The organism is Spirillospora sp. NPDC047279, assembly GCF_040643285.1.
Taxonomy (GTDB): domain Bacteria; phylum Actinomycetota; class Actinomycetes; order Streptosporangiales; family Streptosporangiaceae; genus Spirillospora.
This window is the reverse complement of record NZ_JBEYUA010000014.1, coordinates 273,993-297,515: the sequence shown is the minus strand read 5'-3', so window position 1 is coordinate 297,515 and position 23,523 is coordinate 273,993. Positions and strand designations below refer to the sequence as shown.

The 23,523-nt window shown below is 71.1% G+C and carries 26 protein-coding genes; 10 read left to right on the top strand and 16 right to left on the bottom strand.

Going from position 1 to position 23,523, the window contains the following annotated elements; all coding sequences use genetic code 11:
• Positions 1–85: 85 nt before the first annotated feature.
• The 5 genes from ABZ810_RS33040 to ABZ810_RS33020 form a co-directional block, all read right to left on the bottom strand.
• On the bottom strand, positions 86–829 hold the full coding sequence (locus ABZ810_RS33040) for a transposase (protein ID WP_358409948.1): 744 nt from the start codon (positions 827–829) through the stop codon (positions 86–88).
• Between the two features lie 933 nt (positions 830–1,762).
• Positions 1,763–2,050, bottom strand: coding sequence for a hypothetical protein (locus tag ABZ810_RS33035; protein ID WP_358409946.1), 288 nt, complete (start codon positions 2,048–2,050; stop codon positions 1,763–1,765).
• Complete coding sequence (locus ABZ810_RS33030) at positions 2,047–3,903, bottom strand: APC family permease (protein WP_358409944.1); 1,857 nt, start codon at positions 3,901–3,903, stop codon at positions 2,047–2,049. The genes ABZ810_RS33035 and ABZ810_RS33030 overlap by 4 nt, the downstream gene beginning before the upstream one ends.
• A 163-nt stretch (positions 3,904–4,066) precedes the next feature.
• On the bottom strand, positions 4,067–4,543 hold the full coding sequence (locus ABZ810_RS33025) for a carboxymuconolactone decarboxylase family protein (protein ID WP_358409942.1): 477 nt from the start codon (positions 4,541–4,543) through the stop codon (positions 4,067–4,069).
• Between the two features lie 109 nt (positions 4,544–4,652).
• On the bottom strand, positions 4,653–5,009 hold the full coding sequence (locus ABZ810_RS33020; protein WP_358409972.1) for an ATP-binding protein: 357 nt from the start codon (positions 5,007–5,009) through the stop codon (positions 4,653–4,655).
• Positions 5,010–5,197: 188 nt separating this feature from the next.
• Between ABZ810_RS33020 and ABZ810_RS33015 the strand changes: the two genes are divergently transcribed.
• A complete protein-coding gene (locus tag ABZ810_RS33015) occupies positions 5,198–6,001 on the top strand; it encodes a helix-turn-helix transcriptional regulator (RefSeq protein ID WP_358409940.1) in 804 nt (267 codons plus the stop codon).
• Positions 5,998–6,270 (top strand): DUF397 domain-containing protein, encoded by a 273-nt coding sequence (locus ABZ810_RS33010; RefSeq protein ID WP_358409938.1) that lies wholly within the window; start codon positions 5,998–6,000, stop codon positions 6,268–6,270. Before ABZ810_RS33015 ends, ABZ810_RS33010 begins: the two co-directional genes overlap by 4 nt.
• A 17-nt stretch (positions 6,271–6,287) precedes the next feature.
• On the opposite strand, the gene ABZ810_RS33005 is transcribed toward ABZ810_RS33010, so the two are convergent.
• Genes ABZ810_RS33005 through ABZ810_RS32980 form a run of 6 tightly spaced genes read right to left on the bottom strand, consistent with a single transcriptional unit; the run spans position 6,288 to position 14,515 of the window.
• Positions 6,288–6,962 (bottom strand): response regulator, encoded by a 675-nt coding sequence (locus ABZ810_RS33005; protein ID WP_358409936.1) that lies wholly within the window; start codon positions 6,960–6,962, stop codon positions 6,288–6,290.
• Positions 6,959–9,625, bottom strand: coding sequence for a sensor histidine kinase KdpD (locus ABZ810_RS33000; protein WP_358409934.1), 2,667 nt, complete (start codon positions 9,623–9,625; stop codon positions 6,959–6,961). Before ABZ810_RS33000 ends, ABZ810_RS33005 begins: the two co-directional genes overlap by 4 nt.
• A 34-nt stretch (positions 9,626–9,659) precedes the next feature.
• On the bottom strand, positions 9,660–10,577 hold the full coding sequence (locus tag ABZ810_RS32995; protein WP_358409933.1) for a potassium-transporting ATPase subunit C: 918 nt from the start codon (positions 10,575–10,577) through the stop codon (positions 9,660–9,662).
• A 1-nt stretch (position 10,578) separates the two neighbouring features.
• Positions 10,579–12,759: a potassium-transporting ATPase subunit KdpB gene (gene kdpB, locus ABZ810_RS32990; RefSeq protein ID WP_358409931.1), complete on the bottom strand. Its 2,181-nt coding sequence runs from the start codon at positions 12,757–12,759 to the stop codon at positions 10,579–10,581.
• The gene (gene kdpA / locus ABZ810_RS32985) at positions 12,759–14,426 is read right to left on the bottom strand and encodes a potassium-transporting ATPase subunit KdpA (protein WP_358409929.1); all 1,668 of its coding nucleotides are present in this window, start codon (positions 14,424–14,426) and stop codon (positions 12,759–12,761) included. The genes kdpB and kdpA overlap by 1 nt, the downstream gene beginning before the upstream one ends.
• A complete protein-coding gene (locus ABZ810_RS32980; RefSeq protein ID WP_358409928.1) occupies positions 14,426–14,515 on the bottom strand; it encodes a potassium-transporting ATPase subunit F in 90 nt (29 codons plus the stop codon). The genes kdpA and ABZ810_RS32980 overlap by 1 nt, the downstream gene beginning before the upstream one ends.
• A 344-nt stretch (positions 14,516–14,859) precedes the next feature.
• On the opposite strand from ABZ810_RS32980, the gene ABZ810_RS32975 reads away from it, so the two are divergent.
• Positions 14,860–15,732 carry an AraC family transcriptional regulator gene (locus ABZ810_RS32975; protein WP_358409926.1) on the top strand — a complete coding sequence of 291 codons (873 nt, stop codon included), beginning with the start codon at positions 14,860–14,862 and terminating at the stop codon, positions 15,730–15,732.
• On the opposite strand, the gene ABZ810_RS32970 is transcribed toward ABZ810_RS32975, so the two are convergent.
• Positions 15,722–16,750, bottom strand: coding sequence for an aldo/keto reductase (locus ABZ810_RS32970; protein WP_358409924.1), 1,029 nt, complete (start codon positions 16,748–16,750; stop codon positions 15,722–15,724). The genes ABZ810_RS32975 and ABZ810_RS32970 overlap by 11 nt on opposite strands.
• A 95-nt stretch (positions 16,751–16,845) precedes the next feature.
• On the opposite strand from ABZ810_RS32970, the gene ABZ810_RS32965 reads away from it, so the two are divergent.
• Complete coding sequence (locus tag ABZ810_RS32965; protein ID WP_358409922.1) at positions 16,846–17,544, top strand: PIG-L deacetylase family protein; 699 nt, start codon at positions 16,846–16,848, stop codon at positions 17,542–17,544.
• Between the two features lie 154 nt (positions 17,545–17,698).
• On the opposite strand, the gene ABZ810_RS32960 is transcribed toward ABZ810_RS32965, so the two are convergent.
• The 4 genes from ABZ810_RS32960 to dut all read right to left on the bottom strand — a co-directional run bounded on the left by ABZ810_RS32960 (position 17,699) and on the right by dut (position 20,159).
• Complete coding sequence (locus tag ABZ810_RS32960; RefSeq protein ID WP_358409921.1) at positions 17,699–18,013, bottom strand: AzlD domain-containing protein; 315 nt, start codon at positions 18,011–18,013, stop codon at positions 17,699–17,701.
• The gene (locus ABZ810_RS32955; RefSeq protein WP_358409919.1) at positions 18,010–18,705 is read right to left on the bottom strand and encodes an AzlC family ABC transporter permease; all 696 of its coding nucleotides are present in this window, start codon (positions 18,703–18,705) and stop codon (positions 18,010–18,012) included. Before ABZ810_RS32955 ends, ABZ810_RS32960 begins: the two co-directional genes overlap by 4 nt.
• Before the next feature lie 149 nt (positions 18,706–18,854).
• A complete protein-coding gene (locus ABZ810_RS32950; RefSeq protein ID WP_358409918.1) occupies positions 18,855–19,691 on the bottom strand; it encodes a DUF3710 domain-containing protein in 837 nt (278 codons plus the stop codon).
• Positions 19,692–19,694: 3 nt separating this feature from the next.
• On the bottom strand, positions 19,695–20,159 hold the full coding sequence (gene dut / locus ABZ810_RS32945; RefSeq protein WP_358409970.1) for a dUTP diphosphatase: 465 nt from the start codon (positions 20,157–20,159) through the stop codon (positions 19,695–19,697).
• Between the two features lie 308 nt (positions 20,160–20,467).
• Between dut and ABZ810_RS32940 the strand changes: the two genes are divergently transcribed.
• The 6 genes from ABZ810_RS32940 to ABZ810_RS32915 all read left to right on the top strand — a co-directional run bounded on the left by ABZ810_RS32940 (position 20,468) and on the right by ABZ810_RS32915 (position 23,484).
• On the top strand, positions 20,468–21,112 hold the full coding sequence (locus ABZ810_RS32940; RefSeq protein ID WP_358409917.1) for a hypothetical protein: 645 nt from the start codon (positions 20,468–20,470) through the stop codon (positions 21,110–21,112).
• Positions 21,112–21,663 carry a MauE/DoxX family redox-associated membrane protein gene (locus ABZ810_RS32935; protein ID WP_358409916.1) on the top strand — a complete coding sequence of 184 codons (552 nt, stop codon included), beginning with the start codon at positions 21,112–21,114 and terminating at the stop codon, positions 21,661–21,663. The genes ABZ810_RS32940 and ABZ810_RS32935 overlap by 1 nt, the downstream gene beginning before the upstream one ends.
• Positions 21,660–22,124, top strand: coding sequence for a hypothetical protein (locus ABZ810_RS32930; protein ID WP_358409914.1), 465 nt, complete (start codon positions 21,660–21,662; stop codon positions 22,122–22,124). Before ABZ810_RS32935 ends, ABZ810_RS32930 begins: the two co-directional genes overlap by 4 nt.
• Positions 22,121–22,759, top strand: a complete 639-nt coding sequence (locus ABZ810_RS32925; RefSeq protein WP_358409912.1) for a hypothetical protein — start codon at positions 22,121–22,123, stop codon at positions 22,757–22,759. Before ABZ810_RS32930 ends, ABZ810_RS32925 begins: the two co-directional genes overlap by 4 nt.
• Positions 22,747–22,908 carry a hypothetical protein gene (locus ABZ810_RS32920; RefSeq protein WP_358409911.1) on the top strand — a complete coding sequence of 54 codons (162 nt, stop codon included), beginning with the start codon at positions 22,747–22,749 and terminating at the stop codon, positions 22,906–22,908. The genes ABZ810_RS32925 and ABZ810_RS32920 overlap by 13 nt, the downstream gene beginning before the upstream one ends.
• Positions 22,909–23,025: 117 nt before the next feature.
• On the top strand, positions 23,026–23,484 hold the full coding sequence (locus ABZ810_RS32915) for a hypothetical protein (protein WP_358409909.1): 459 nt from the start codon (positions 23,026–23,028) through the stop codon (positions 23,482–23,484).
• Positions 23,485–23,523 lie beyond the last annotated feature (39 nt).

The window sequence follows — 23,523 nt, the reverse complement described above, 5'->3', positions numbered from 1 at the left end:
GCTGAACGAACTCGCCGCTGCCTACCCAGGTCGCATCAGGTAAGACAACCAGACCCACACCAAGATCAACTTTACACACTACGAGTTACAAGCTCTTCGGGGCCCGACGTTCGAGGGTCCTGAAGAGCTGGCGGCAGATGGCGCGTTTGAGGCAGCGTTGTGCGTCTCGGGAGGACTTGCCCTCGCTGATCCGTCGAGCGACGTATGCCTTCGTGGTCGGGTCCAGGCGCATCCTGATCATCATGATCGTGTACAGGGCCCGGTTGAGTTGACGGTCGCCGCTGCGGTTGAGGCGGTGTCGATTGGTGAGTCCGGAAGACACGGGGATGGGGGCCACTCCCGCGAAGGCGGCGAAGGCCGCCTCAGATCGGAATCGGGCCGGGTGCGACCAGCTGACCAGGATTTGCGCCACGGTGATCGGGCCGACGCCGAGCAGGTCCAGGAGGTCGGGCGCCCTTTGGCGCACGAGTTCGAGGATCTCTCCTTCGAGTTCCTTGGCCTCGGTTTGCAGGGCCTGGATGCGCTGTGCCGTGGACCGTAGCGCACGCGCGGTCATGCGATGCTCGATGTCGTGTGCGGGTCGGGCCCGCAGTCCAGAGCAGCGGGTGATCTGGGCGGGACGCTTGAGTCGTCGTAGCTCGGCGCGGAGGTCTTCCGGGGCGGACACGATCAGCGCCTTGAGCTGGTTGATCGCGGCGGTGGACGCCAGGACGGCCCCTTGGCGGGTCGTCAGCAGGACTCGAAGGGCTTCCCGTTCTCCGCGCTGACGGGGCTGGATGATGTGCTCGGTGGCCAGGGCCTCGCGGGCCGCGCGGACGGCGTCGAGCATGTCGGTCTTGCGTCCGCCCCGGACGCGGGACGCTTGGGCCTGCAGACTTCAACGACTCGCTCGCCAGCGTCTTGGAGGAAGGCGGCCAGGCCGGCCCCATAGCTGCCGACGCCTTCCAGCGCCCAGCAGCGCCGCCCCGGGACATGCTGCCGGGCGAAGTCCAGCAGCCGACGGTAACCCCGGGCATGGGCCGGTTCGTCGGTGCTGCCCAGGACGGCTCCGATGGGGCTGACGGCCGCGGCGGCGAGGGTATCGCGGTGGGTGTCGACACCGATGACGCCGTCGACCTGTTCTGCGAGCCTGGCCACGCGGTTGTTCTCCTTCAGATTGGACGACCGTGGTCGGCGTCGGCCTGGGTGGAGTCACCGCGTGGCAGAACTGTGATGAGTCACGCCGAGACGGCGGACAAGCTGCTGATCAAGCCAACGGGTGGGCCAGGCCGACGCCGACGTCCGGCAGACATCTCGGGGGCAAGACAAGCTCTGACGAGCCGCCAGTTACCGTTTCGGGTCATGCCGGAACGTCGACGCCGAGCCTGGCAGCAACCCCATCCCGGGCCGCAGTTCGACTATCACAGTTACCGTTTTCACGTCCCCGCATGCACCGGGGGGGAGCCAGGTCACCCGGCCCGGCATGGATCAAGCCCCCTGTCGTAGGCATGGTCCGGGGGTGTTGTCACCGGGTTCGGGTGGCGTCGGTGGACCGCTCATCGGGGCGAGGCACCCGCCGTAACGTGGTTGCCGGGCACCGCCGCCAGACGAGCTGGCCTGGCAGGGCCTTCCCCTGATCGAGGTGGACGTGAGCGTCGAGTGTGCGGTGTTCCGGGGGCTGGACGTCGGCGACGGCGAGCACTGCGCGTGTGCGCTGAACTCGGTTGGCAAGAACTGCACGACGAGGTGCTGCCGAACGACGAGCAGCGGCTACGGACCCTGTTCACCGAACTCGGCCGGCATGGCCCGGTCCTGGTCGTGGCAGACCAGCCCGCCTCGCCGCGCGGCCGAGGGAGACACCGACGGCGGCCGGAACGGCGGCGAGCACGGTCGCCGCCGCAGCGATGGCGACGGCCACCTGATCGTCATCGGCGCCGAGGGCGGCCAGGCCACCGAGGACGAAGGCCAGACCGGACGCCAGCGACCACGGGGAAGCCTCGGCGCCGCCTCGGCGTCTGGCCACCAACATCAGCGCGCCGGCGGCCAGCAGCGCCGCTCCGAGGAGGCTCATCGGGAGGCCACCGCGATCGGGGCCGCCGGCCGGGGCGCCACGCGGAAGCGCATGCGGCAGACGACGGCGTCGGTGTCCCTGCGCAGCGCGTGGGCCAGCACGCTCCCCCGCTGGTTCTGCAGGACGCGCTGCCAGACGTGCTCGGGCTCGACCTCGGGGATCAGGACGAAGGTGTGCTGCTCGCGCGCGTCCCGCACGTACTCGACGATGGGCTCGACCAGCCGCTGCCTGCCGTCACCGATCAGCCGGAGTTCCACGTCCGGCGCCCACGCCTCCCACTCGGCGAGGAACCGGGTGTTCTCCGCCGCCTCCTCGGGATGGACGACGCGCACCGCGACGACTCGGTGGCCGAGGCTGAGGGCGGCGGCGAGCGCCTGCCGCGTCAGCTCGCTGACTCCGCCGACCGGGACCACGACGAGCGACCGGCGCGGACGTGGCGGCGCGGGGGTGCGCCCGAGCCCGAGGCGGTCGCCGATCCGGGCGTACGACCGGTGCACCCACTCCATGACCAGGACCAGCGCGGGCAGCGCGACGAGGATCAGCCAGCCGCCCTCGGTGAACTTGGACCCCGTCACCACCACGGCCGCCACGGACGTCAGCGCGGCGCCGAAGGCGTTCAGCGCCAGCCTTCCCCGCCAGCCCGGCGAGCGTTCGGCCCGCCAGTGCCGCACCATCCCCGCCTGCGACAACGTGAAGCCGACGAAGACGCCGATCGCGAACAGCGGTACCAGCGTGTTCATGTTCCCGTTCGCCGCGACCAGCAGCGCTCCGGCGGTCACCGCGAGGAAGCCGATCCCGTACCGGTACACCTGCCGTTGGGCGCGCAACGCGAACAGGTGCGGCAGGTTGTTGTCGGCCGCCAGCAGCTTGGCCAGCACCGGCAGTCCGCCGAACGAGGTGTTGGCGGCCAGCGCCAGCAGCACCACCGTGGCGAACTGCACGACGTAGAAGCCCACGCCGTGGCCCAGGGCCGCCTCGGTCACCTGCGACAGCACGGTCACGCCCTCGACCGGCCGGATGGAGAACTTCTCGATCAGCAGCGCGATGCCGACGAGCATCAGGGCGAGCAGCCCGCCCAGCGCCACCTCGGCCCGCTGCGCCCGCCGCACCCGTGGCTTCCTGAACGAGGGCACGGCGTTGGCGATGGCCTCCACGCCCGTCAGCGCCGCGCACCCGTTCGCGAACGCCTTGAGCAGGAGCAGCACGCCCACGGTCTGCACCGTCTGCGCCTGCGCGTGGGCCTGCTCGACCGTCGCCGCGGAGTCCCGCAGCAACCCGATGACGACGACCGCCAGGATCGCCCCGACGTAGACGACGGTGGGCGCGATGAAGACCCGCGCGCTGTGCGCGATCCCGCCGTAGTTGATGAGCGTGACGAACGCGAGCACCGCCAGGCAGATCCACACCGTGTACGGGAACAGCTCCGGGAACGCCGACGTCAGAGCCGCCACACCCGCCGCGATCGACACCGCCACGTTCAGCACGTAGTCGACGATCAGCGAAGCCGCCGCGACCAGCGACGACGACCGCCCGAGGTACCGCTTCGACACCCCGTAGGCCCCGCCGCCCTCCGGGAACGCGGCGATCACGTGCCGGTAGGAGAAGACGAGTACGGCCAGCAGCCCGGCGATCGTGAGAGTGACGGGCAACGTGAAGCCCATTCCCGCTCCCCCGGCCAGCGCGAGCACGAGCACGATCGCCTCGGGCCCGTACGCGACCGACGCCATGGCGTCCAGCGACAGCGCCGCCAGCCCGCCGATCACGCTCAGCCGATGCCGTTCAGCCTGATCAGGAGGCTCCTCGGCCGGGCCGCCGTCGATGCCGCCCTTGATGGCGGTGAGGGGGGTTCGCATGACGTCCTCCAATGATTCCGTCGCCATCGTGCCGACGGAACGCAGGCGGCAGGACCCCCCTTAACAGGATCAAAGCGCCCACCCAGGTCTCCTTGACACACCCTTAACGCCTCCCGGCCTCCGCGCTCTGGGTGCGAGCGCGGAGGCCGAGGGGCATCTCCGGTCAGGCGGCCTGGGCGGGCTGATATCCGCCACCGGGCTGGCGGATGATGACCGAGAAGCGGTTGGTGGCGTTGATGAGAGCGATGAACGCCACCAGAGCGGCGAGTTGCTCCTCGTCATGGTGCGCCGCGGCGTTCGCCCAGGCCTCGTCCGTGACCCCGCCCGCCGCGTCGGCGAGGCGGGTGCCCTGCTCGGTCAGTTCCAGGGCGGCCCGTTCGGCGTCGGTGAACACCGAGGCCTCCCGCCACGCCGCGACCAGGTTGATGCGCGTGGCGCTCTCCCCCGCGTGCGCGGCGTTCTTGCTGTGAACGTCGGTGGCGTAGCCGTCACCGTTGATCTGGCTCGCCCGGAGCATCACCAGGTTCTGGGTCGCGGTCGGCAGTGACGACTCCCGCATGAGCACCGGGGCCGCCGCGCCGTAGTGCTTCAGGGCCTTGGCCACGATCGGGCTCGCGAAGAGGTCGAGACGGGTCTCCATGGTGGCTCCCTTGTCGTTGTAGCCGGTCGGACAAGAGATGCCGGCGCCCCGGCTCCTGTGACACCCACGCTCGTGACGTACGTCACCCCGGCGGTCGACGCGCTCGTGATCACGCGGGATCCTCGGGCTTGGGTCCGAGCTTGGCCCAGACGTACTTTCCCCCGAGTCCCTCGGCCCGCTCCCAGCCCCACTCCGCCGACAGCCCGTTCACGATGTGGAGCCCCCGGCCCGACTGGGACACGTAGTCGGGCTCGCGAAGCTCGGGAGCACCGGACGCGTCGTCCCACACGGTGATGTGGACGGTGCCCGCACGCCTCTCGTGATCGATGGTGAACACGATTCTGCGCGGTTCGGCGTTGAGCGAGTTGGTGACCAACTCGCTCGTCACCACCGCCGCGTCATCGACCAGCCAGTCCACACCCCACTCGTCGAGGGCACACCGCACCAGTTCCCTGGCAGTGGCCACCGCCAAGGGATGGATGCTCAGCGCCAGTGCGTATTGGGGCCGTTCATGGTGCGGAGGGCTGTCCACGGGAAGTCCTTCGGTGTCCTCGTAATTGCCTGCTCACTCTGCGTTCGCACGACATAGACTCCCCCGCGGAAACGAAGCCGGTCCACGAGTACCTCGCGTCTTACTACAGCCGGGAGTCAGCGATGAGCGCCGCCGAGTCACTCGATCCCTTCGACTCGCTCTGGGATGCCATCGCCATCCATCTGCGAAAAGAGCGCCAGCGACGCAAGCTGACCATGGATCAGGTCGCCCAGATCATCGGCGCGGATCGGCAGCGTGTAGGAAACTACGAGGCCAACCGGCTTCAGATCACCAAAGAACACTCTGAGCTGCTGGACCGCGAGTGGGGAACGATGTTCGCCGTCAGGCGCCGCTATGCCGCGATGTTCGGCCGGGACCAGGACTGGGTCAAACAACTCTGGGACTTCGAGAAGGGCGCCTTAGTGATCAAGGCGTTCATCGATCATTTCATCCCCGTGCCGCTCCAGACCGAGGCGTACGCGCGCTGCGTCTTCGAGAAGATCCGCATCGTCCGCGACGTCGACACCGCGGTCCGGAAGAGGATGCAGCGAACCCAGGCGCTGCTTGAGCAGGAGACGTCCATCTGGGCGTTGATCGATGAGGACACCTTGCGGATGCCCGGCCTACCCGACGAGGTGAAGAGGGAGCAGCTCCGGAGACTTCTCGACCTGAGCCAGGAGATCTCCATTCGGGTGGTGCGCCACGCCGACCGGCTCCATGTCGGCACCGACGGGAGCTTCGAGCTGATCACAACTTCTTCGGGACGAGATGTGGCGTATGCCTGGGCGCAGGTGGGTGGCAGACTGATTCATGAAGCGTCCGAGGTGAGAAACCTCGCGCTGCGGTATGACCGGATCGGGGCGAAGGCCCTGACCGAAGAGGGCTCGCGAGAACTGTTCCTCGAAGGGTTGGAGCTTCCACAATGACCATCGAGTGGCACAAGAGCAGCAGGTCCGGCGGTGGTTCGAGCGGCGGCGATTGTGTCGAGCTTGGAAAGCTGCCCGAGTGGCGCAAGAGCAGCAGGTCGGGTGGTGGCACCGGCGGTGGTGGCGGCGACTGTGTCGAGATTGGCGAGTTGCACGCCAGCGTTGGTATCCGCGACAGCAAGAATCCTGATGCCGGGTATCTGGAGATCGACCGGGCGGAGCTGGCCGGTCTGCTCGGCGCCATCAAGGCCGGTAGGTACGAGCTCTAGCCGGCGCGTCGGTCCGTTCACGGTTCGAAGCGGTAGCCCATGCCGGGCTCGGTGATGAGGTGGCGGGGGCGGGACGGGTCGGCTTCGAACTTGCGGCGCAGGGAGGCCAGGTAGACGCGGAGGTAGTGCGTCTCCTTGAGGTGCTTGGGGCCCCAGACCTCGGCGAGGAGCTGGCGCTGGGAGATGAGCTTCCCCGGGTTGCGGACGAGGAGCTCGACGATGCCCCACTCGGTGGGGGTGAGGTGCAGGGCCGTGCCGTCGCCGGTCACGGTCTTGCGGGACAGGTCGATGAGGTACGGTCCGAGGCGGACGGTGGGCGGGGCCTCGTCGGCGGGGGCGCGGCGGGTGATGGCGCGGATGCGGGCGAGGAGTTCGTCCACGCCGAACGGCTTGGTCATGTAGTCGTCGGCGCCCGCGTCGAGGGCCTCGACCTTGTCGCGGCTGCCGGACCGGCCGGACAGGACGAGGATCGGTACCCGGGACCAGCCGCGCAGGCCGCGGATGACGTCCACGCCGTCCAGATCGGGCAGGCCGAGGTCGAGGATGACCAGGTCGGGGTGCCAGTCGGCGGCGCGGGTGAGGGCCTGTCCGGCGTCGGGCGCGACGCGGACGTCGTACTCGCGGGCCTTGAGGTTGATCCGCAGCGTCGCGAGGATCTGCGGCGAGTCGTCCACTACCAGGACGCGTGTCATGAGGGCTCTCCCCGGTCATGGCCGATCCGGTCCCGCCAGGCCGCGACGCGGTCGAGCATGACGGGATCGGCCTCTTCTTCGTGTGCGACGCCGTACGGCTCGCCGCTCGCGACGCCGCGCGGCTTGGTGGGCAGGTCGACGACCATGGTCAGGCCGCCGCCGGGGGTCTCCTCGATCGCGATCGAGCCGCTCATGGCCTCGGCGAGGCCGCGGGAGAGCGCGAGGCCGAGCCCCACGCCGGTGTCGTTGTCGCGGTCGCCGAGACGCTGGAACGGTTCGAAGACGCGGTCGCGGTCCCCGGCGGGGATGCCGGGGCCGCGGTCGATGATCCGCAGTTGCAGGCGGTCGGCGTGGGCGCTGGCGGTGACGATCACCGGCATGCCCGGCGGGCTGTGGCGGACGGCGTTGGTCATGAGGTTGACGAGCACACGTTCGAGCAGGGCCGGGTCGGCGACCATCTCCGGGAGCCCGCCGGGGACGGCGATCTCGACGGCGGCGTCGCCGAGGTCGGCCAGGGCGCGGGGCACGATGTCCTCGGCGGCCACCCTCTGCGGGGTGACGCCGAGCGAGCCCGCCTGGAGGCGGCTCATGTCGAGCAGGTTGGCGACCAGGCGGTCCAGGCGGTCGAGCGACTCGGCGGCGGTGGTGACGAGTTCGTCCTCGTCCTCCTGGCTCCAGCTGACGTCCGGGCTGCGCAGGCTGTCGACGGCGGCCTTCGCGGAGGCGAGCGGCGTGCGCAGGTCGTGGCTGACCGCGTTCAGGAGGGCGGTGCGCATCCTGTCGGCGGCGGCCAGGGGGCGGGCCTGCTCGGCCTCCTCGGCCAGCCGCTGGTGGCGCAGGGCGACGGCGGCCTGGGCGGCGAACGCCTCCAGCACCGTGCGGTCGGACGCGGGCAGCGGGCGACCGCGCAGGACCAGGGCGAGGGTGTCGTCGACCAGGATGTCGGACTCGCCGTCGTCGGGGCTCGTGCAGGGCGTGCCGCCGACGGTGGCGACGATGATCCAGCTGTCGGGGTCCCGGTTGGTGACGGGTGTGGCGGGCTCCTCGGGGTCGCGTTCGAGCAGCGTGACGCAGTCGAGCGCGTAGGTCTCGCGGAGACGTTCCAGGATGGCGGCGAGGGCGCTGTGGTCGCGGCCGCCCGCGTCGCCGCGCAGGATGTCGCCGGCGAGGGTGGAGAGGATCTGCGAGTCGGTCTGCGCCCGGGAGACCTGGCGGCTCTTGCGCGCCGTGCGGTCCACGATCGTGCTGACCGTCACGCCGACGACGACGTACACCACGAGCTGGAAGAACGCCTCCGGATCGTGGACGGTGAACCGGTGGAGCGGCGGCGTGAAGTAGTAGTTGAGCAGCAGGGACCCGGCGATGGCGGCGAAGAGCGCGGGATAGAAGCCGCCCAGGAGCGCCACGCCGATCACCGCCGCCTGGAAGATGAGGATGTCGCTGGTCAGCGAGACCGGGCCGCGCAGATGGTCGAGGATCAGCGTGAGCAGCGGGAGGAGCACCGCCGCCAGGGCGAAGCCCGCGTTCCGGCGCCGCGCCGGCACTCCCCAGGCCGAGCGGAGCGCCTTCCAGCGGCGGCCCTGGTTGGCCTCCTCGTGGGTGACCAGGTGCACGTCGATCGGTCCCGAACGGGCCGTGGTCGTGACGCCGACGCCGCGCGAGAAGATCTGCGCGGCGCGGCCGCGGCGGGACGCGCCGAGCACGAGCTGGGTGGCGTTGACGCCGCGCGCGAAGTCCAGGACGGCGTCGGGCACGTTCGTCCCGACGACCTGGTGGTAGCTGCCGCCCAGGCTCTCGACCAGGGCGCGCTGCCGGGTGAGGTCGGCGGGGCCTCCGTCGGTGAGGCCGTCGCTGCGCGTGACGTGCACGGCGAGCAGGTCGGCCCCCTTGCTGCGGTCCGCGACGCGGGCGGCCCGGCGGATCAGGGTGTCGCCCTCGGGCCCGCCGGTGAGCGCGACGACCACACGTTCCCGGGCCTCCCACGTCCGCCGGATGTCGTGGTCGGCCCGGTACCGGTCGAGCTGGTCGTCCACCTTGTCGGCCAGCCAGAGCAGCGCGAGCTCGCGGAGCGCGGTGAGGTTGCCGACCCGGAAGTAGTTGCCCAGCGCGGCGTCGATCTTCTCCGGCGCGTAGACGTTGCCGTGCGCCATCCGGCGGCGCAGGGCCTCCGGGGTCATGTCGACCAGCTCGACCTGGTCGGCGCGGCGGACCACCTCGTCGGGCACGGTCTCCCGCTGGGCCACTCCGGTGATCTGCTCGACGACGTCGTTGACCGATTCCAGGTGCTGGACGTTGACGGTGGAGACGACGTCGATGCCGGCGTCCAGGATCTCCTCGACGTCCTGCCAGCGCTTGTCGTTGCGGCCGCCGGGCACGTTGGTGTGCGCCAGCTCGTCCACCAGCGCCACCTTCGGCGCGCGGGCGATGACCGCGTCCACGTCCAGCTCGGTGAACGTGCTCCCCCGGTAGGCCGCCGTGCGGCGCGGCACGACCTCCAGGCCCTCGACGAGCGCGGCGGTCCTTGGCCGGTCGTGGGTCTCCACGAAGCCGACGACCACGTCCGTTCCACGTTCCAGGCGCCGGGCGCCCTCGGCCAGCATCGCGAAGGTCTTTCCGACTCCGGGCGCAGCTCCGAGGTAGATACGCAGCCGACCGCGGGTCATCACATCTCCCTTTCTCCTGTCGACGCGGGTACGGCTAGCCGCGGACCGGGTACTGCTCGTCGAGCGCGAGGTTGAGCTTGAGGACGTTGACCCGCGCCTCGCCCATGAAGCCCAGCGAACGGCCGGTCTGGTCGTCCTTCACGAGCTTCCCGACCTGCTCGGCCGAGACGCCCCGCGCCTGGGCGACCCGCTTGATCTGGATCGCCGCGTACTCCGGGGAGATGTGCGGGTCCAGGCCGCTGCCGCTCGCGGTGACCGCGTCGGCGGGGACGGCGGGCTTGGCCGGCGCGTCGCCCTTGATCGGCACGACCAGGCCTTCGGCGTGGTCCTCGCCGAACCTGGCGAGCTCGACCTTGACACCGTTGTAGGTCGCGACGAACGGGGTCCGCACCACGCCGTCCTGCTCGTTCAGGCTGACCACGCGGGTCGGGTGCGGGATCTTGCCGTCGGCCGTGCGTTCGCCGAAGACCCCGAGTACCGCGCCGACCCCGCTCGGGGCGCAGAACGGCCGGGAGCCGTCCACGCCGTCGAGCTCGCCGACGGACTTGCTGCGTTCGCAGACCTGCGTGAGCAGGCTCTGCTTGGCGTTGTCGTCCTCCTTGCCCGCCGCGACGAGCTTGGGGTCGGGCAGGGTGTCGACGATGTCCTCCGGGCCGAGGTTGCTCGCCGCGGTGGACGTCGGGTCGTATCCGTCACCGGCGTTCGACGGGCGGCTCTGGAAGTACTGCTTGAGCGGGTTGCCGTCCTTGTCGGTGAACGACTGGCCGATGCTCGCGCTGCCGACGGTCCTGCCGTCGGCCTTGACCATCGAGCCGTTCGCCCTGTCCTTGAGGCCGGGAATCTGCGCGACCGCGAACACGGACAGTGGATAGATGATGCCGGTCAGCACGGTGAGCACGAGCAGCGCACGGAACGCCGCGAGGTGCTGCCGGATCCAGATGGGCAAGCGCATGTCAGGACATCCCCGGAAGGAACTGGACGATGAGGTCGATGGTCTTGATGCCGATGAACGGGGCGATGATCCCGCCCAGGCCGTAGACGTAGAGGTTGCGGCTGAGCAGCTTGGACGCGCTGCTCGGCCGGTACTTCACGCCGCGCAGGGCCAGCGGGATCAGCGCGACGATGACGAGCGCGTTGAAGATGACCGCCGACAGGATCGCCGACTGCGGGCTGTGCAGGCGCATGATGTTGAGCGCGTCCAGGCCCGGGAACACCGCCACGAACAGCGCGGGGATGATCGCGAAGTACTTGGCGATGTCGTTGGCGATGGAGAAGGTGGTGAGGGCGCCGCGGGTGATGAGGAGCTGTTTGCCGATCTCCACGATCTCGATGAGCTTGGTGGGGTCGGAGTCCAGGTCGACCATGTTCCCGGCCTCTTTGGCGGCCGAGGTGCCGGTGTTCATCGCGACGCCGACGTCGGCCTGCGCGAGCGCGGGCGCGTCGTTGGTGCCGTCACCGGTCATGGCGACCAGCCGGCCGCCCTCCTGCTCCTTCCTGATCAGCGCCATCTTGTCCTCGGGCTTGGCCTCGGCCAGGAAGTCGTCCACCCCGGCCTCGTCCGCGATGGCCTTGGCGGTCAGCGGGTTGTCACCGGTGATCATCACGGTCCGGATGCCCATCCGCCGCATCTCGTCGAACCGCTCCCGCATGCCCTCCTTCACCACGTCCTTCAGGTGAATGACACCGAGGACGCGGACCCGGCCGTCGACCCGCTCGCCGACCACCAGCGGCGTACCGCCGGAGGCGGACACACCGCCGACGGCCTGGCTGAGCTCGGCCGGCACGGTGCCGCCCAGCTCGCGCACCCAGTCGGCGACCGCACCGGCGGCGCCCTTGCGCAGGAGCCGGTCCGGCTTTCCGTCGCCGGACTCGTCGAGGTCGACGCCCGACATCCGGGTCTGCGCGGTGAACGGCACCCACGTGGCATGGGTCAGCTCGCCCGCACCGCGCTCGCGCAGGCCGTAGCGCTGCTTGGCGAAGACCACCACCGAGCGGCCCTCGGGCGTCTCGTCGGCGAGGCTGGACAGCTGCGCCGCGTCGGCCAGTTCCGCCTCCGTCACGCCGCCCACCGGGACGAACTCCGCCGCCTGCCGGTCGCCCAGCGTGATGGTGCCGGTCTTGTCCAGCAGCAGGGTGTTGACGTCGCCCGCGGCCTCGACCGCGCGCCCGCTCATCGCCAGCACGTTGCGCTGGACGAGCCGGTCCATGCCGGCGATGCCGATCGCGCTCAGCAGCGCCCCGATCGTCGTCGGGATCAGGCAGACCAGCAGCGAGACCAGCACGACGCCGGTGACGCCGTTGCCGTCCAGCGCGAGCGTGTCCTCGACGCCCGGGTTGTTGCCCTTGGCGAAGATCGCCATCGGCTGGAGCGTCGCGACCGCCAGCAGAAAGATGATCGTGAGCGCGGACAGCAGGATGTTGAGCGCGATCTCGTTCGGCGTCTTCTGCCGGCTGGAGCCCTCGACGAGAGCGATCATCCGGTCGATGAAGCTCTCACCGGGCCGCTGCGTGATCCTCACGATGATCTGGTCGGACAGCACCTTGGTGCCGCCTGTCACCGCGGAACGGTCGCCGCCGGACTCCCGGATGACCGGGGCCGACTCGCCGGTGATCGCCGACTCGTCGACGCTGGCGATGCCCTCGACGACGTCGCCGTCACCCGGGATGATCTCACCGGCCCCGACGATCACATGGTCGCCCCGCTTCAGCTCGGGCGCGCCGACCCGCTCCTCGGCGGCCTGGCCGGTACGGCCGGGCTCCCAGCCGACGAGGCGGCGGGCCATCGCGTCGGTCTTGGCCCTGCGCAGCGAGTCGGCCTGCGCCTTGCCGCGGCCCTCGGCCACCGCCTCCGCCAGGTTGGCGAAGATGACCGTGAGCCAGAGCCACACCACGATCAGCCAGGCGAAGACGCTCGGGTCGGCGACCGCCAGGACCGTGGTCCAGATCGCGCCGATCTCGACGATCAGCATGACCGGGTTGCGCCACAACGTGCGCGGGTTCAGCTTCCGGACCGCGTCGGGCAGCGACTTCCGCAGCTGCCCCGGGTCGAGCAGACCGCCGCCGACCTTGCCGCCGCCTGTGGGGGTGGGCGCCTTCGGCGAGGCCTGCCCGGGACCCATCGTCTGTGTTGCCATTAGTGGATTCCTTCAGCCAGCGGCCCGAGCGCGAGCGCCGGGAGGAAGGTGAGAGCGACGAGGACGACCGTCACGCCGACGACCATGCCGACGAACTGCGGCCGGTGGGTGGGCAGCGTGCCCGCGGACTCCGGCGTGTGCCCCTGCCTGGCCAGCGAGCCCGCGAGCGCGAGCACGAAGATGATCGGCAGGAAGCGGCCGAAGGCCATGCACAGGCCGAGCGCGGTGTCGTACCAGACGGTGTTGACCGTGACACCGGCGAACGCCGAGCCGTTGTTGTTCGACGCGGAGGTGAACGCGTAGAGCACCTCGCTGAAGCCGTGCGCACCGCTGTTGAGCATCGCGGCGCGCCCGCTCCCGGTCGCCATCGCGATGGCGGTGCCGGTGAGCACGAGGATCGGCGTGATGAGGAAGTACATCGCGGCGAACTTGATCTCGCGGCTGCCGATCTTCTTGCCGAGGTACTCGGGCGTGCGGCCCACCATGAGGCCCGCGACGAAGACCGTGATGACGGCGAGCACCAGCATGCCGTACAGGCCGGCGCCGACACCGCCCGGCGCGACCTCGCCGAGCATCATGTTGAACATCGTCATCATGCCGCCCAGGCTCGTGTAGGAGTCATGGAAGGAGTTCACGGCACCGGTCGAGGTGAGCGTGGTGGCGGCGGCGAACGTGGCGGAGTCGGCGACGCCGAACCGCGTCTCCACGCCCTCCATGGACGCGCCGACGGCGACCGGAACGGTCCCGTGGTGCGTCAGCTGGAAGACGTTCGTCAGCGCGATGCTGATGATCGCGATCGTGGACATCACCGCGGCGATCGCGTAGCCCTGCCGGTTCTGGCCGACCATGCGGCCGAACGTGCGGCACAGCGAGAACGGGATCACCAGAATCAGGAAGATCTCGAACCAGTTGGTCCAGGACGTGCCGTTCTCGAACGGGTGCGCGGAGTTGGCGTTGTAGAAGCCGCCGCCGTTGGTGCCGAGCTCTTTGATGACCTCCTGGCTGGCCACCGGCCCGCCGGTGATGGCCTGCCGGCCGCCCGCGACCGTGTTGACCACGTGGTCCTGGGCGTCCCAGAAGTTCTGCACGACGCCGCCGGCGATCAGCACGATGGCGCCGACGAACGCGATGGGCAGCAGGATCCGCACCGACCCGCGCGTCAGGTCCACCCAGAAGTTGCCGAGCTGCGCGGTCCTCTTCCGGGCGAAGCCGCGCACCAGCGCGATGGCGACGCAGATGCCGACCGCGGCCGACACGAAGTTCTGCACGGCGAGCCCGGCCATCTGGACCAGGTGGCCCATCGTCGACTCACCGGAGTAGGACTGCCAGTTGGTGTTGGTCACGAAGCTGACGGCGGTGTTCCAGGCCTGGTCCGGCTTGACCGGGTCGAAGCCCAGCGAGAGCAGCAACCTGTTCTGCACCCGCTGGAAGAGGTAGAGGAACAGGATGCTGATCACCGAGAACGCCAGCACGCTCCGGGCGTACACCGCCCAGGTCTGCTCCGCGTCCGGCTTGACGCCGATCAGCTTGTAGATCCCGCGCTCGACGCGGGTGTGCTTGGTCCCGCCGTAGACGCGGTACATGTGGTCGCCCAGCGGCCGGTACGCCACGGCCACCGCGACGACGAGGGATCCGATGAAGATGATCCCGGCGATGGTCGTGCTCACTAGAAGCGCTCCGGGTACACGAGGGCGGCGATCAGGAAGACGATCAGCCCGGCGGCCAGGATCAGGCCCACCAGGTTCTCTGCGGTCACAGCTTCTCCACGCCCTTCACCAGCAGGCCGAGCAGGGCGAAGATCGCCACTGTCAGCAGGACGAACGCCACGTCATGCATACTTGTCGGTTTCCTTAGTCGTTTCGCCGGGCACCGGGACGGTCCCGGCCGGGCCCTCACCTCCGGACCCACAGGGAGTAAACGCCTGATAGATGGGGGTTTGAGATCTCTTGACGGGTTCTTAGCGGCGCAACTGCGCCGCTTAACACGCCCCTAACGCCGCCTCGGCCGACGTCGCGGCGGCGGAGGCCCCTCGGCCGTACGGCGTCCTGACGAACACCGCCTTTAGGTCGCCTTTCGCCGCGACGCGGTTGGGTGTCCCGCATGGCCGAGCGGACCTCGACGCTGCACGACTACGGCGAACCGGAGATGACGCGGCGCTGGGACGGGCTGCGCTGCGCGTCGGTCCGCTGGGACGTGGCGGCGGAATCGGAGGCCTGGGCCCGGCAGCCAGAGCACCTGCTGATGGTCACCCTGTCGGGAAGCCTCCGCACGGCCGCCGAGACCGAGGGCGAACGGCGGTACGAGGGCACCGACTTCGCCGGGGCCACCACCCTGGTCCCCGCCACGCGGCGTCGGTGGACACGGCACGGCGCGGGGTCGCTGTCCTACGCGGTGATCTGGCTCGACCCCGCGCACCTGCACGCCATGGACGGCGCGGACGGCCTGGGCGACACCGGGCGCATCGAACTCACCGCGTTCACCAACCGTCCCGACCCGTTCGTGGGCCAGGTGGCGCGGGCGCTGGTCGGCGAGCCGCGTCCGGCGGACCGGCTCTTCGCCGACGCGCTGGCGACGGCCCTCACGCTGCACCTGGTCCGCAACTACTCCACCGTCGCTCCGGCCCGCCCCCGGGAACGGCCCGCGCTGACCGGCCGGCCGCTGCGCGACGTGCTCGATCATGTGCATGCGCATCTGGGCGACGATCTGCGGTTGGCCGTGCTCGCGAGGCTCGCGGGGATGGACCGGCACCGGTTCGGCCACGCGTTCAAGGCGGCCACCGGCTCGTCCCCGCATCGTTATGTCATGGAACGCCGCCTGGAGGCCGCGGCGCGCCTGCTGCGCGAGCGGCCCGACATGCCGATCGCCGACATCGCCTACGGCGTCGGCATGTCGAGCCAGAGCCACCTCACGACCGCGTTCCGCCGCCGGTACGGCACGACGCCCCGCGCCTACCGGCGGGAGGTCAGAGCCTGACCAGCCCGCCCGTGAACGTCTTGCCGGGATACCAGGGCATGGCGTCGATGCGGTCGAAGCCCGCGATCGTCTCCATGTGCCGCGCCATCCGGCGCCGGGTGCGCTCGTCGGGAAGCGGCCCCCGCATCGCCCCGACGTTCTCGTGTACGTGAACGGGATCGGTCGTGGCCGGGATCGCGCAGGTCACGGCCGGGTGCGCGATGACGTACTTGAGGAAGAACTGCGCCCAGTTCGCACAGCCGATCTCCGCGGCGAAGCCGGGCAGCGGGCGGCCTCGCACCACCTGGTGCAGCCGTGCCTTCTCCAGCGGCATGTTGACCATGACGGCCGTGCCGTGCTCGGCCGCCGCGGGCAGGATCCGCCGCTCGGCCTCCCGCATGTAGATCGAGTAACGCACCTGGACGAAGTCGAGGTCACCGGTCCTGATCCAGCGTTCGACCGCCGGTGCCTGCTCGGGGATCTCGTGGTGGGTGACGCCGAGGTGGCGGATCCTGCCCTGCTGCTTCAGCCGCCGCAGGATCGGCAGGATCATCGTGACGTTGGTGAGGCTGTGCACCTGCACCACGTCGAGCGTTTCCCGGCCGAGCCGCCGCAACGACCGCTCGAACTGCCGGATCGCGTGGCTCTCGTCGTTGAGGTACTCGCCGCATGCCCAGCTCTTGTCGGCGAGGAAGAGCTCGGCGGTGAGCCCCTGCTCACGCGCGAACTCTCCCACGTTGGTCTCGGACGCCCCGTACAGCGCCGAGGTGTCGACGACGCGCCCGCCGCCCGACCAGAACCGGCGCAGCACCTCGCGCAGGTGGTCGCGCGGCGTGTGGGGCAGCTTGTCGAACGTCATGAACGTGCCGAGCCCGATCGCCGGCAGCCGCTCCCCGGTCCGGGGAACCGCCCGGCTGATCGGGCTCGCCGCGCTGAACGGGCCGGCCACCGCGGCGGCGGGGCCCGCGCCCGGCACCGCCGCGAACGCCGCGCCCGCGCCCGCCGCCCTGAGTACGTTCCGCCTCGTTGGATGCTCCATGGACCGGATGGTCTCCGGCACCCGGCCCGGGAGTCTTTCACCATCGCCGGCCTTGCACGAACGCACGCCGGGCAAGATCGGCCAGAATGGGGGGCATGGAAGCGGTACCGGAGGACTGGGAACGGGCCCTGGCGCTCGTGGCACACCCCGACGACCTGGAGTACGGGGCGTCGACGGCGGTCGCGAAATGGACGGCGCAGGGCAAGACCGTGGTCGAGGTGCTGGCCACCCGCGGCGAGGCCGGGATCGACTCGATGGATCCCGCCGAGGTGCGGGCGATCCGCAGCGCGGAGCAGGTCGAGGCGGCCCGCGCGGTCGGGGTCGAGACGGTGGAGTTCCTCGACCTGGACGACGGCGTGCTGGAGTACGGGCTGCCGCTGCGCCGGGAGATCGCGCGGGCGATCCGGCGGCACCGGCCGGACGTGGTGGTCTCGCTGAACTTCCGCGAGACCTGGTCCGGTGGGCAGGGCTTCAACATGGCCGACCACCGGGTGTTCGGCCTGGCGGTGGCGGACGCCGTCCGGGACGCGGCCAACCGGTGGGTGTTCCGCGACCTGGGCCTGGAGCCGTGGCAGGGCGTGCGGTTCGGCCTGTTCGCGGGATCGCCCCAGCCCACGCACTACGTGGACGTGACCGGCCACCTGGACGCGGGGATCGCCTCGCTCCGGGCGCACCAGGTCTACTTCCAGAACCTCGGCGCGGAGTTCGACCCGGCGGCGTTCCTGGGCCAGGCGGCCTCGGGCGAGGAGTTCGGCGTGGAGCACGCGATCCAGTTCGAGCTCATCGAGCTCTAGGCCGTGCTCGCGCGGCCCTGAACCCTAGCGGCGGGCGTTGGGGCGGCGTCCTTTGTTGGCCTTGCCGCGCTTGCGGGCTCGACGTTTGCGGGTGCGCTTCGACATGCCTCGATTCAGCACCCGCGGGCGAGCCCCGGCAAGGCCCAAATGTGACCTAGGCCACAACCAGCCGCGTGAGGGCGGTGGCCACCGCGGCGACGATCATCACGACGGTCATCGGGGCCTTCAGTGCCACCGCGGTGACGGCGGCGCCGATGCCCGCGAGCTTGGCGTCCACGTGGAGCCCCTCGCTCCCGCCGAACGCGTCGTAGGCGATCAGGGCGGACAGCAGCACGGCGGGCAGCAACGCGATCACCGGGAGGGCCCACGCCGGCAGCTCGCGGCGGCCCAGCGCCGCGGGCCCGGCCGCCTTGATCACGAACGTGCCGAGGGTGAGCAGGCCGATGGTCAGCCAGAGGGTGGTCGTCATGCCGTCTCCTCCTTCTCGGGTCCGGAGTCCTCACCCCCGCCGCGTTCGGGGATCAGGCCGATGAGCGCGACGGCCGCCGCCGCGACCACGGGGACGCCCGGCGGCATGAACGCCGACCCGGCCAGGACGACGCCGACGGCGAGCACCGCCGCGACGCGGGCCCGGACGCGGTGCAGCTCGCTGCCGAGCAGCGCGATGTAGAACGCGGGGAAGATCGCGTCGAGGCCGAACGCGTCCGGGTCGGGCAGGTTCTCGCCCGCGAACACCCCGAGCGCCGTGCCGCCGACCCACCCGACGAACTGGGTCGCGGAGATGCCGAAGAGCAGCTTGCGGTCGTAGGTCCCGTCCTCGTCGCGCCCGAGGACCATGGCGGCGTCGATCACCGCCTGCCCCTGCACCGCGCGCCACGCCCGGCCGCCCCGGAAGGCGGGCGCGAACGCGAAGCCCATCGGCAGGAACCGCCCGTTCATCAGCAGCCCGGCGCCGCTCGCCGCGAACGCCCCGCCGCCGCCCGCCAGCACGCCCACCGCCGCGAACTGCGACCCGCCCGCGTACACGATCGCGGACATCAGGACGGGAGCGACCACTCCCATCAGAGGCACCGCCAGCACCCCGAACGAGACCCCGAGCGCCACGGTGGCCGGGAACACCGGCATCCCCCGCCGCACCCCGGCGCGCACCGTCGCGGACATCGGATCGCCTCCGTAACCTGCATTCGGCAATAGGTGGTTACTCTCTCATACTTCCCATCTCCCCCGGAACATGCAAAAGGCCGCCCACCGGTTTCCGGTGAGCGGCCTTCGGGCCGAGCCGACGCGGGCCCGTGTCAGGTAAGCCCGTGTCAGCGAACCTCGGTGATCTCGGGGCCGCGCTCGAACGGGTTGAAGGTCTCGACGCCCTCGTCGCCCTCGTCCTCGCCGGCCTCGGAGAACTCCTTGGGGATCTCCAGGGGCAGCAGGTCGCGCGGCGGCATCGGCGACTCGCCGCGCACGACCACGATGTTGCGGAAGACGTCCTCGAGGACCTGCCACTGCTCCTCGTCCTCGATCGCGGCGCCCTGCACCACGGCCTGGAGGAACCAGCGCGGGCCGTCCACACCGATGAAGCGGATCAGCTGCGGCGCCCAGCCCTGCTCGATGAACTCGGCCGGGATCTGCTCCTTGACCTCGTCCGGCATCTCGGCCAGGACCTCTTCGGTCAGGGCGGCCGGGACCATCGCGACGAGCTCGGGACCGAACGGGCCCTCACCCTCCTGCGTCTGGCCCTGGGCCTCCTCCTCGATGTCCTTGGCCGTCTCGCGCCGCACGTCGGCCCAGATGCCGCTGCGCTTGGGCGCGGCGAACGCCTGCAGCTGCATGGCGCTCTCCTCGTACTGGACCAGCACCGCGACCGGACGGCCGTCGAGGGGGTTGCCCTCCTCGTCGACCTCGGTGGCCTCGAAATTGACCTGGAAGCCCAGCCCCGGCGCGACCGGCACCTGCATGGATCCGAAATCCAGGCGCTGCAGGTCGGGGAAGGACTCCTCGGAGTCCCAGGGACCGCCCTCCTGACCGCCCTCCTGACCACCCGGCGCCGCGTCGTCGGGAGTCTCGGCCTCGGCGGCCTCGTCAGCCTGCTCGTCGGTCAGCTCGGGCTCCTTCGCGGGCTCCTCAGCCTGCCGGCGACGTCCAAAAGCCACGACTCACGCTCCTTCTTGACTGTGCTCATTATCCGCGAAACCCCCGGTGGAGCCGAATCCGTCGGCGCCCCGGGCGGATCCGGGAAGCTCGGTGACCTCGTGGAAAACGGCCTGCTCCACCCGCTGCACCACCATCTGCGCAATGCGGTCACCGCGCCGCAGCCGTACCGTGGCGCGGGGGTCGGTGTTCAGCAGGGTCACCTTGATCTCACCCCGATAGCCGGCATCGACCGTACCGGGTGCGTTGACAATGGTCACCCCAAACTTAGCGCCCAAACCGGACCTGGGGTGAATGAAGGCGGCATAGCCTTCCGGCAGCGCGATCGACATCCCCGTCGGCACCACCGCGCGCTCTCCCGGGGGCAGTTCGACGTCGACGGCGGCCACCAGATCGGCGCCCGCGTCACCGGCGTGGGCGTACGACGGGACGGGCAGGTCCGGGTCGAGACGCTTGATCAGTACGTCCACCTTGCTCACGGGTCCACCTCACGCTCGGTATCGGTCGCGGCGACCCTACCGAGAGGCCAGGCCGGGGCCGGGGCAGAAACGCCGCCCGGGCGCGTCCGGTCGTCCGGCGCCTGGTGGAACGATGCCCGCCTGGACCTTACCCGCTTCCGCGTGTGGATCGGATGCTGACCGGATGCGGCTGCACCTACAGACCGGAGGGCGGAAGGCGCGTAGCGTCACATCCGTCACTGCTCGTACATCCTGTACGAAGGGTCACGGCTTTGCGACGTCAGGTCACCCACCGGTCCCTGGACGGTATCCGGGTCCGGATGTCCGGTTCACACGATCTCTCCCGACCGTTCACCTCGGTGGCCCGGATCGCGGTCGGCGACCGGCTGCACGAGATCTCCAGCGGCACGAACGCGGACGCGCGGGCGTGGGCGCACGACATCGGGGTGCGTTCGTTCGACGACGAGTTCCGCATCCAGGGCGGCCGGCTGAGGGTCGGCCGCACCTCGGCGCGGGATCCCGACACCAGGAGCGCGGACCCGGTGCTGGCCGCGATCTGGGAGGGCCGTCGGCACGCGGTGTTCACGCACCTCTACCACGGGCGCCCGGCCGACGCCGTGGCGTTCTTCCACGGCCTGCGGCTCACCGAGCATCCCGACGGCGTGGTCGCGGTGGCGCGCGGCCGGGCGGTACGGCGCACCGAGCCCGCCGATCTCGTCAAGGAGGTCCCTGAGCTGGGGCTCCTGGAGGTCACCGCGCTCACCACGACGACCCGGCGGCGGCTGCCCGCCTGGCGCGGCGCGCGGGTCGCGGGCGGCGAGCTGTTCCGCGACGAGATCGAGGGGCAGGGGCGGTACTTCCTGCTGGCCACCACGTCGCTGCTGGTCACCGTGCTGCCGGACGAGGAGTGGGTCCAGGAGGTACCGAGACGGCTCGCCGGGCTGGCCGTGGAGGCGGTGGGCTGATGGACGACCCGGGCGTGACCGCCCTGCTGGGCGGGGTGGCCGCGGTCGCGGTGCCGCTGGTGCTGCTCGGCTCGTTCGTCGGCCATCTGCGCCGGCCGGGCCTGCTCACCGCCGCGCTGCGCGCCCAGCGCGTCCTGCCCCGGCCGCTGGCCGCACCGCTCGCCGGGCTCGTCCTGCTGGCCGAGGCCGCCCTGGGCGGGATGGCCGCGACGGGCGCGCTGCAAGGGCGGACGGACCTCGCGCGCGGCTCGCTCGCGGCGGCCGCCGCACTGCTGGCGGCGTACGGGCTGTACGGGGCGTATGTGACACGCGCCCGGCCGGGCGGAGTGCCGTGCGGCTGCGCCGGCGATCTCACCACCCCGATGACGGGCTGGGTCGCCGCCCGCGCCGGGCTGCTGGCGCTGCTCGCGCTGCCCGGCGCCGTGTGGGGGCCGCCCGGTGACGCCGGGGCCGTCGAGATCACCGTCACCGCGGCCGCCGGGGCCGCCTTCGCACTGATCCTGTGGACCCTCCCGCAGGCCATGATCTACGAGAGGAGCGCGGCCGGATGAGCTTCCAGACCAGCGCCCTGCTGCTGTCCTGGGTGGCGATCGTGCTGCTCGCGCTGGTGGTCGCCGGCCTCGTCCGGCAGGTGCACGCGCTCGGCCAGGCCGCCGCGGGCGGCGGCGGGCCGCGGCCGAGCCCGCTGGGCCTCGCGCCGGGCTCGCCCGCCCCCGCCTTCGACCGGCTCGGCCCGGGCCTGCTGCTGTTCCTCGACGTCGACTGCGGGGTCTGCGCCGACGTCCTGGAGGCGGCCGGGTCGCTGGGCCGCCCGGTGCACGCGATCTTCGCCGGTCCGGCGCCGGACACCCCCGGCGTCACGGTGCTGGCCCACGAGCAGGACGGGCTGTTCGCGGCCTACGCCGTCCCGGCCACCCCGTTCGCGGTGGTCGTGGACGCCGGCGGACGGGTGCGCACCGCCGAGCCCGTCGGTTCCCCCGATGCCCTGCGCGACCTGGAGGCAGCGCGATGACCGAAGCACCGCCCACCGGCGACCGGATCACCGAGGAGCCCTGGCCGGAGGATCCGCGGCTGGAAGATCTGCCGCTGAAAGATCTGCGGCTGGAGGACATCCCGCCGCTGCGCGGCCCGCGCCCGGCCGGCGCCGAACGGGTGCGGCGGCGCCCCGCGCCGCCCGACACCGGCGTCTCCGGGGTCGGCCGCCGCAACGTGCTGCGCGGCATCGCCACCGCCGGGGCCTCGGTGGGGCTCGGCGCGCTCGGCGTTTTCCCGCAGGCCAGGCAGGCCCTCGCGGCGGGTTACGCGCAGCGGCCCGGCTACCAGATCCTCGGACGGTGCCCCTCGTACGCGGCCAACCACAACTGCTCGCCCGGCTGCGGCCCGAGCGTCGTGTGCCCCACCTGCTGCCGTACGTCGGGCTCGCTGAAGGGCTACCACAAGTCCGGCAAGTCCCATCCCGGCTACTACATGCTGCGGCCCAACCAGTGCTACAGCGGCGGCTGGGACGGCTGGTTGTGGGCCTACTCCAAGAGTTGCGGCAGCTGCCGCAAGGGCGTCACCTGGCGTTGCCACGACGGCTGGAAGAAGTCCGCCAAGGGCAGCTGGTACAAGACGATCTGCCGGAAGGCGACCAGTTGCCGCAACTGACCGCCGTCCGGCGGCGGGCGGCCGAACCGCTGCTGCCGGTCGCCGCGCTCACGCTGCTGGCGGTCGCGGCGGCCGCGCTCGACGCCCGGGTGCTCTGCTGGTCGTCGCTCGGCGCGCTCGCGGGCTTCGCGCTGTCCGGCTCGGTTTGAACGCGCAACTCGGAGGCCGTCCTCTTCTCGCCAGGTTGGCGAGCGCCGGTACGGCAGGGCGAGGTCCTTGCCGTCTTCACCCTCGGGCTGCTGCTCGGGGGCAGCCTGAGCGCGGCGGTGGTGTGGCTGCTGTCCGGGCTCGCCGCTCCCCTGCCGGAGACGGTGCGCGCGGCGGCGATCCTGGTGGTGGCGGCCGCCGGCGCGGCACGCGAGCTGGGCCTGGTCACCATCCCGCTGCCGCAGAACGCCCGGCAGATCCCGCAGGAGGTGCTGCGGGTCCGGCTGCGGCGCGGGGCGGCGCAGTTCGGCTTCGAGCTGGGGACGGGGGTCCGCACGTACGTGTCGGCGTCCAGCCCGTACGTGCTCGCGCTGGCGCTCCTGCTGAGCCATCAGGGCCCGGCCGCCACCATCCTCACCGGCACCGCGTTCGGCGCGGGCCGTGCCCTCAGCGCCGCGCTCACCTACTGGTCCCGCGACCCCGACCGGGCCGCGGTCATCGCCGTCCGCATGCGGTGGATCACGTCGGTGACCGCGCTGGCGTTCCCCGTCGCCCTGGCCGTGCTTTTCCTGCTCTGATCGGAACCCACCGCCCCGGACCGCGCCCCGGGAACCATC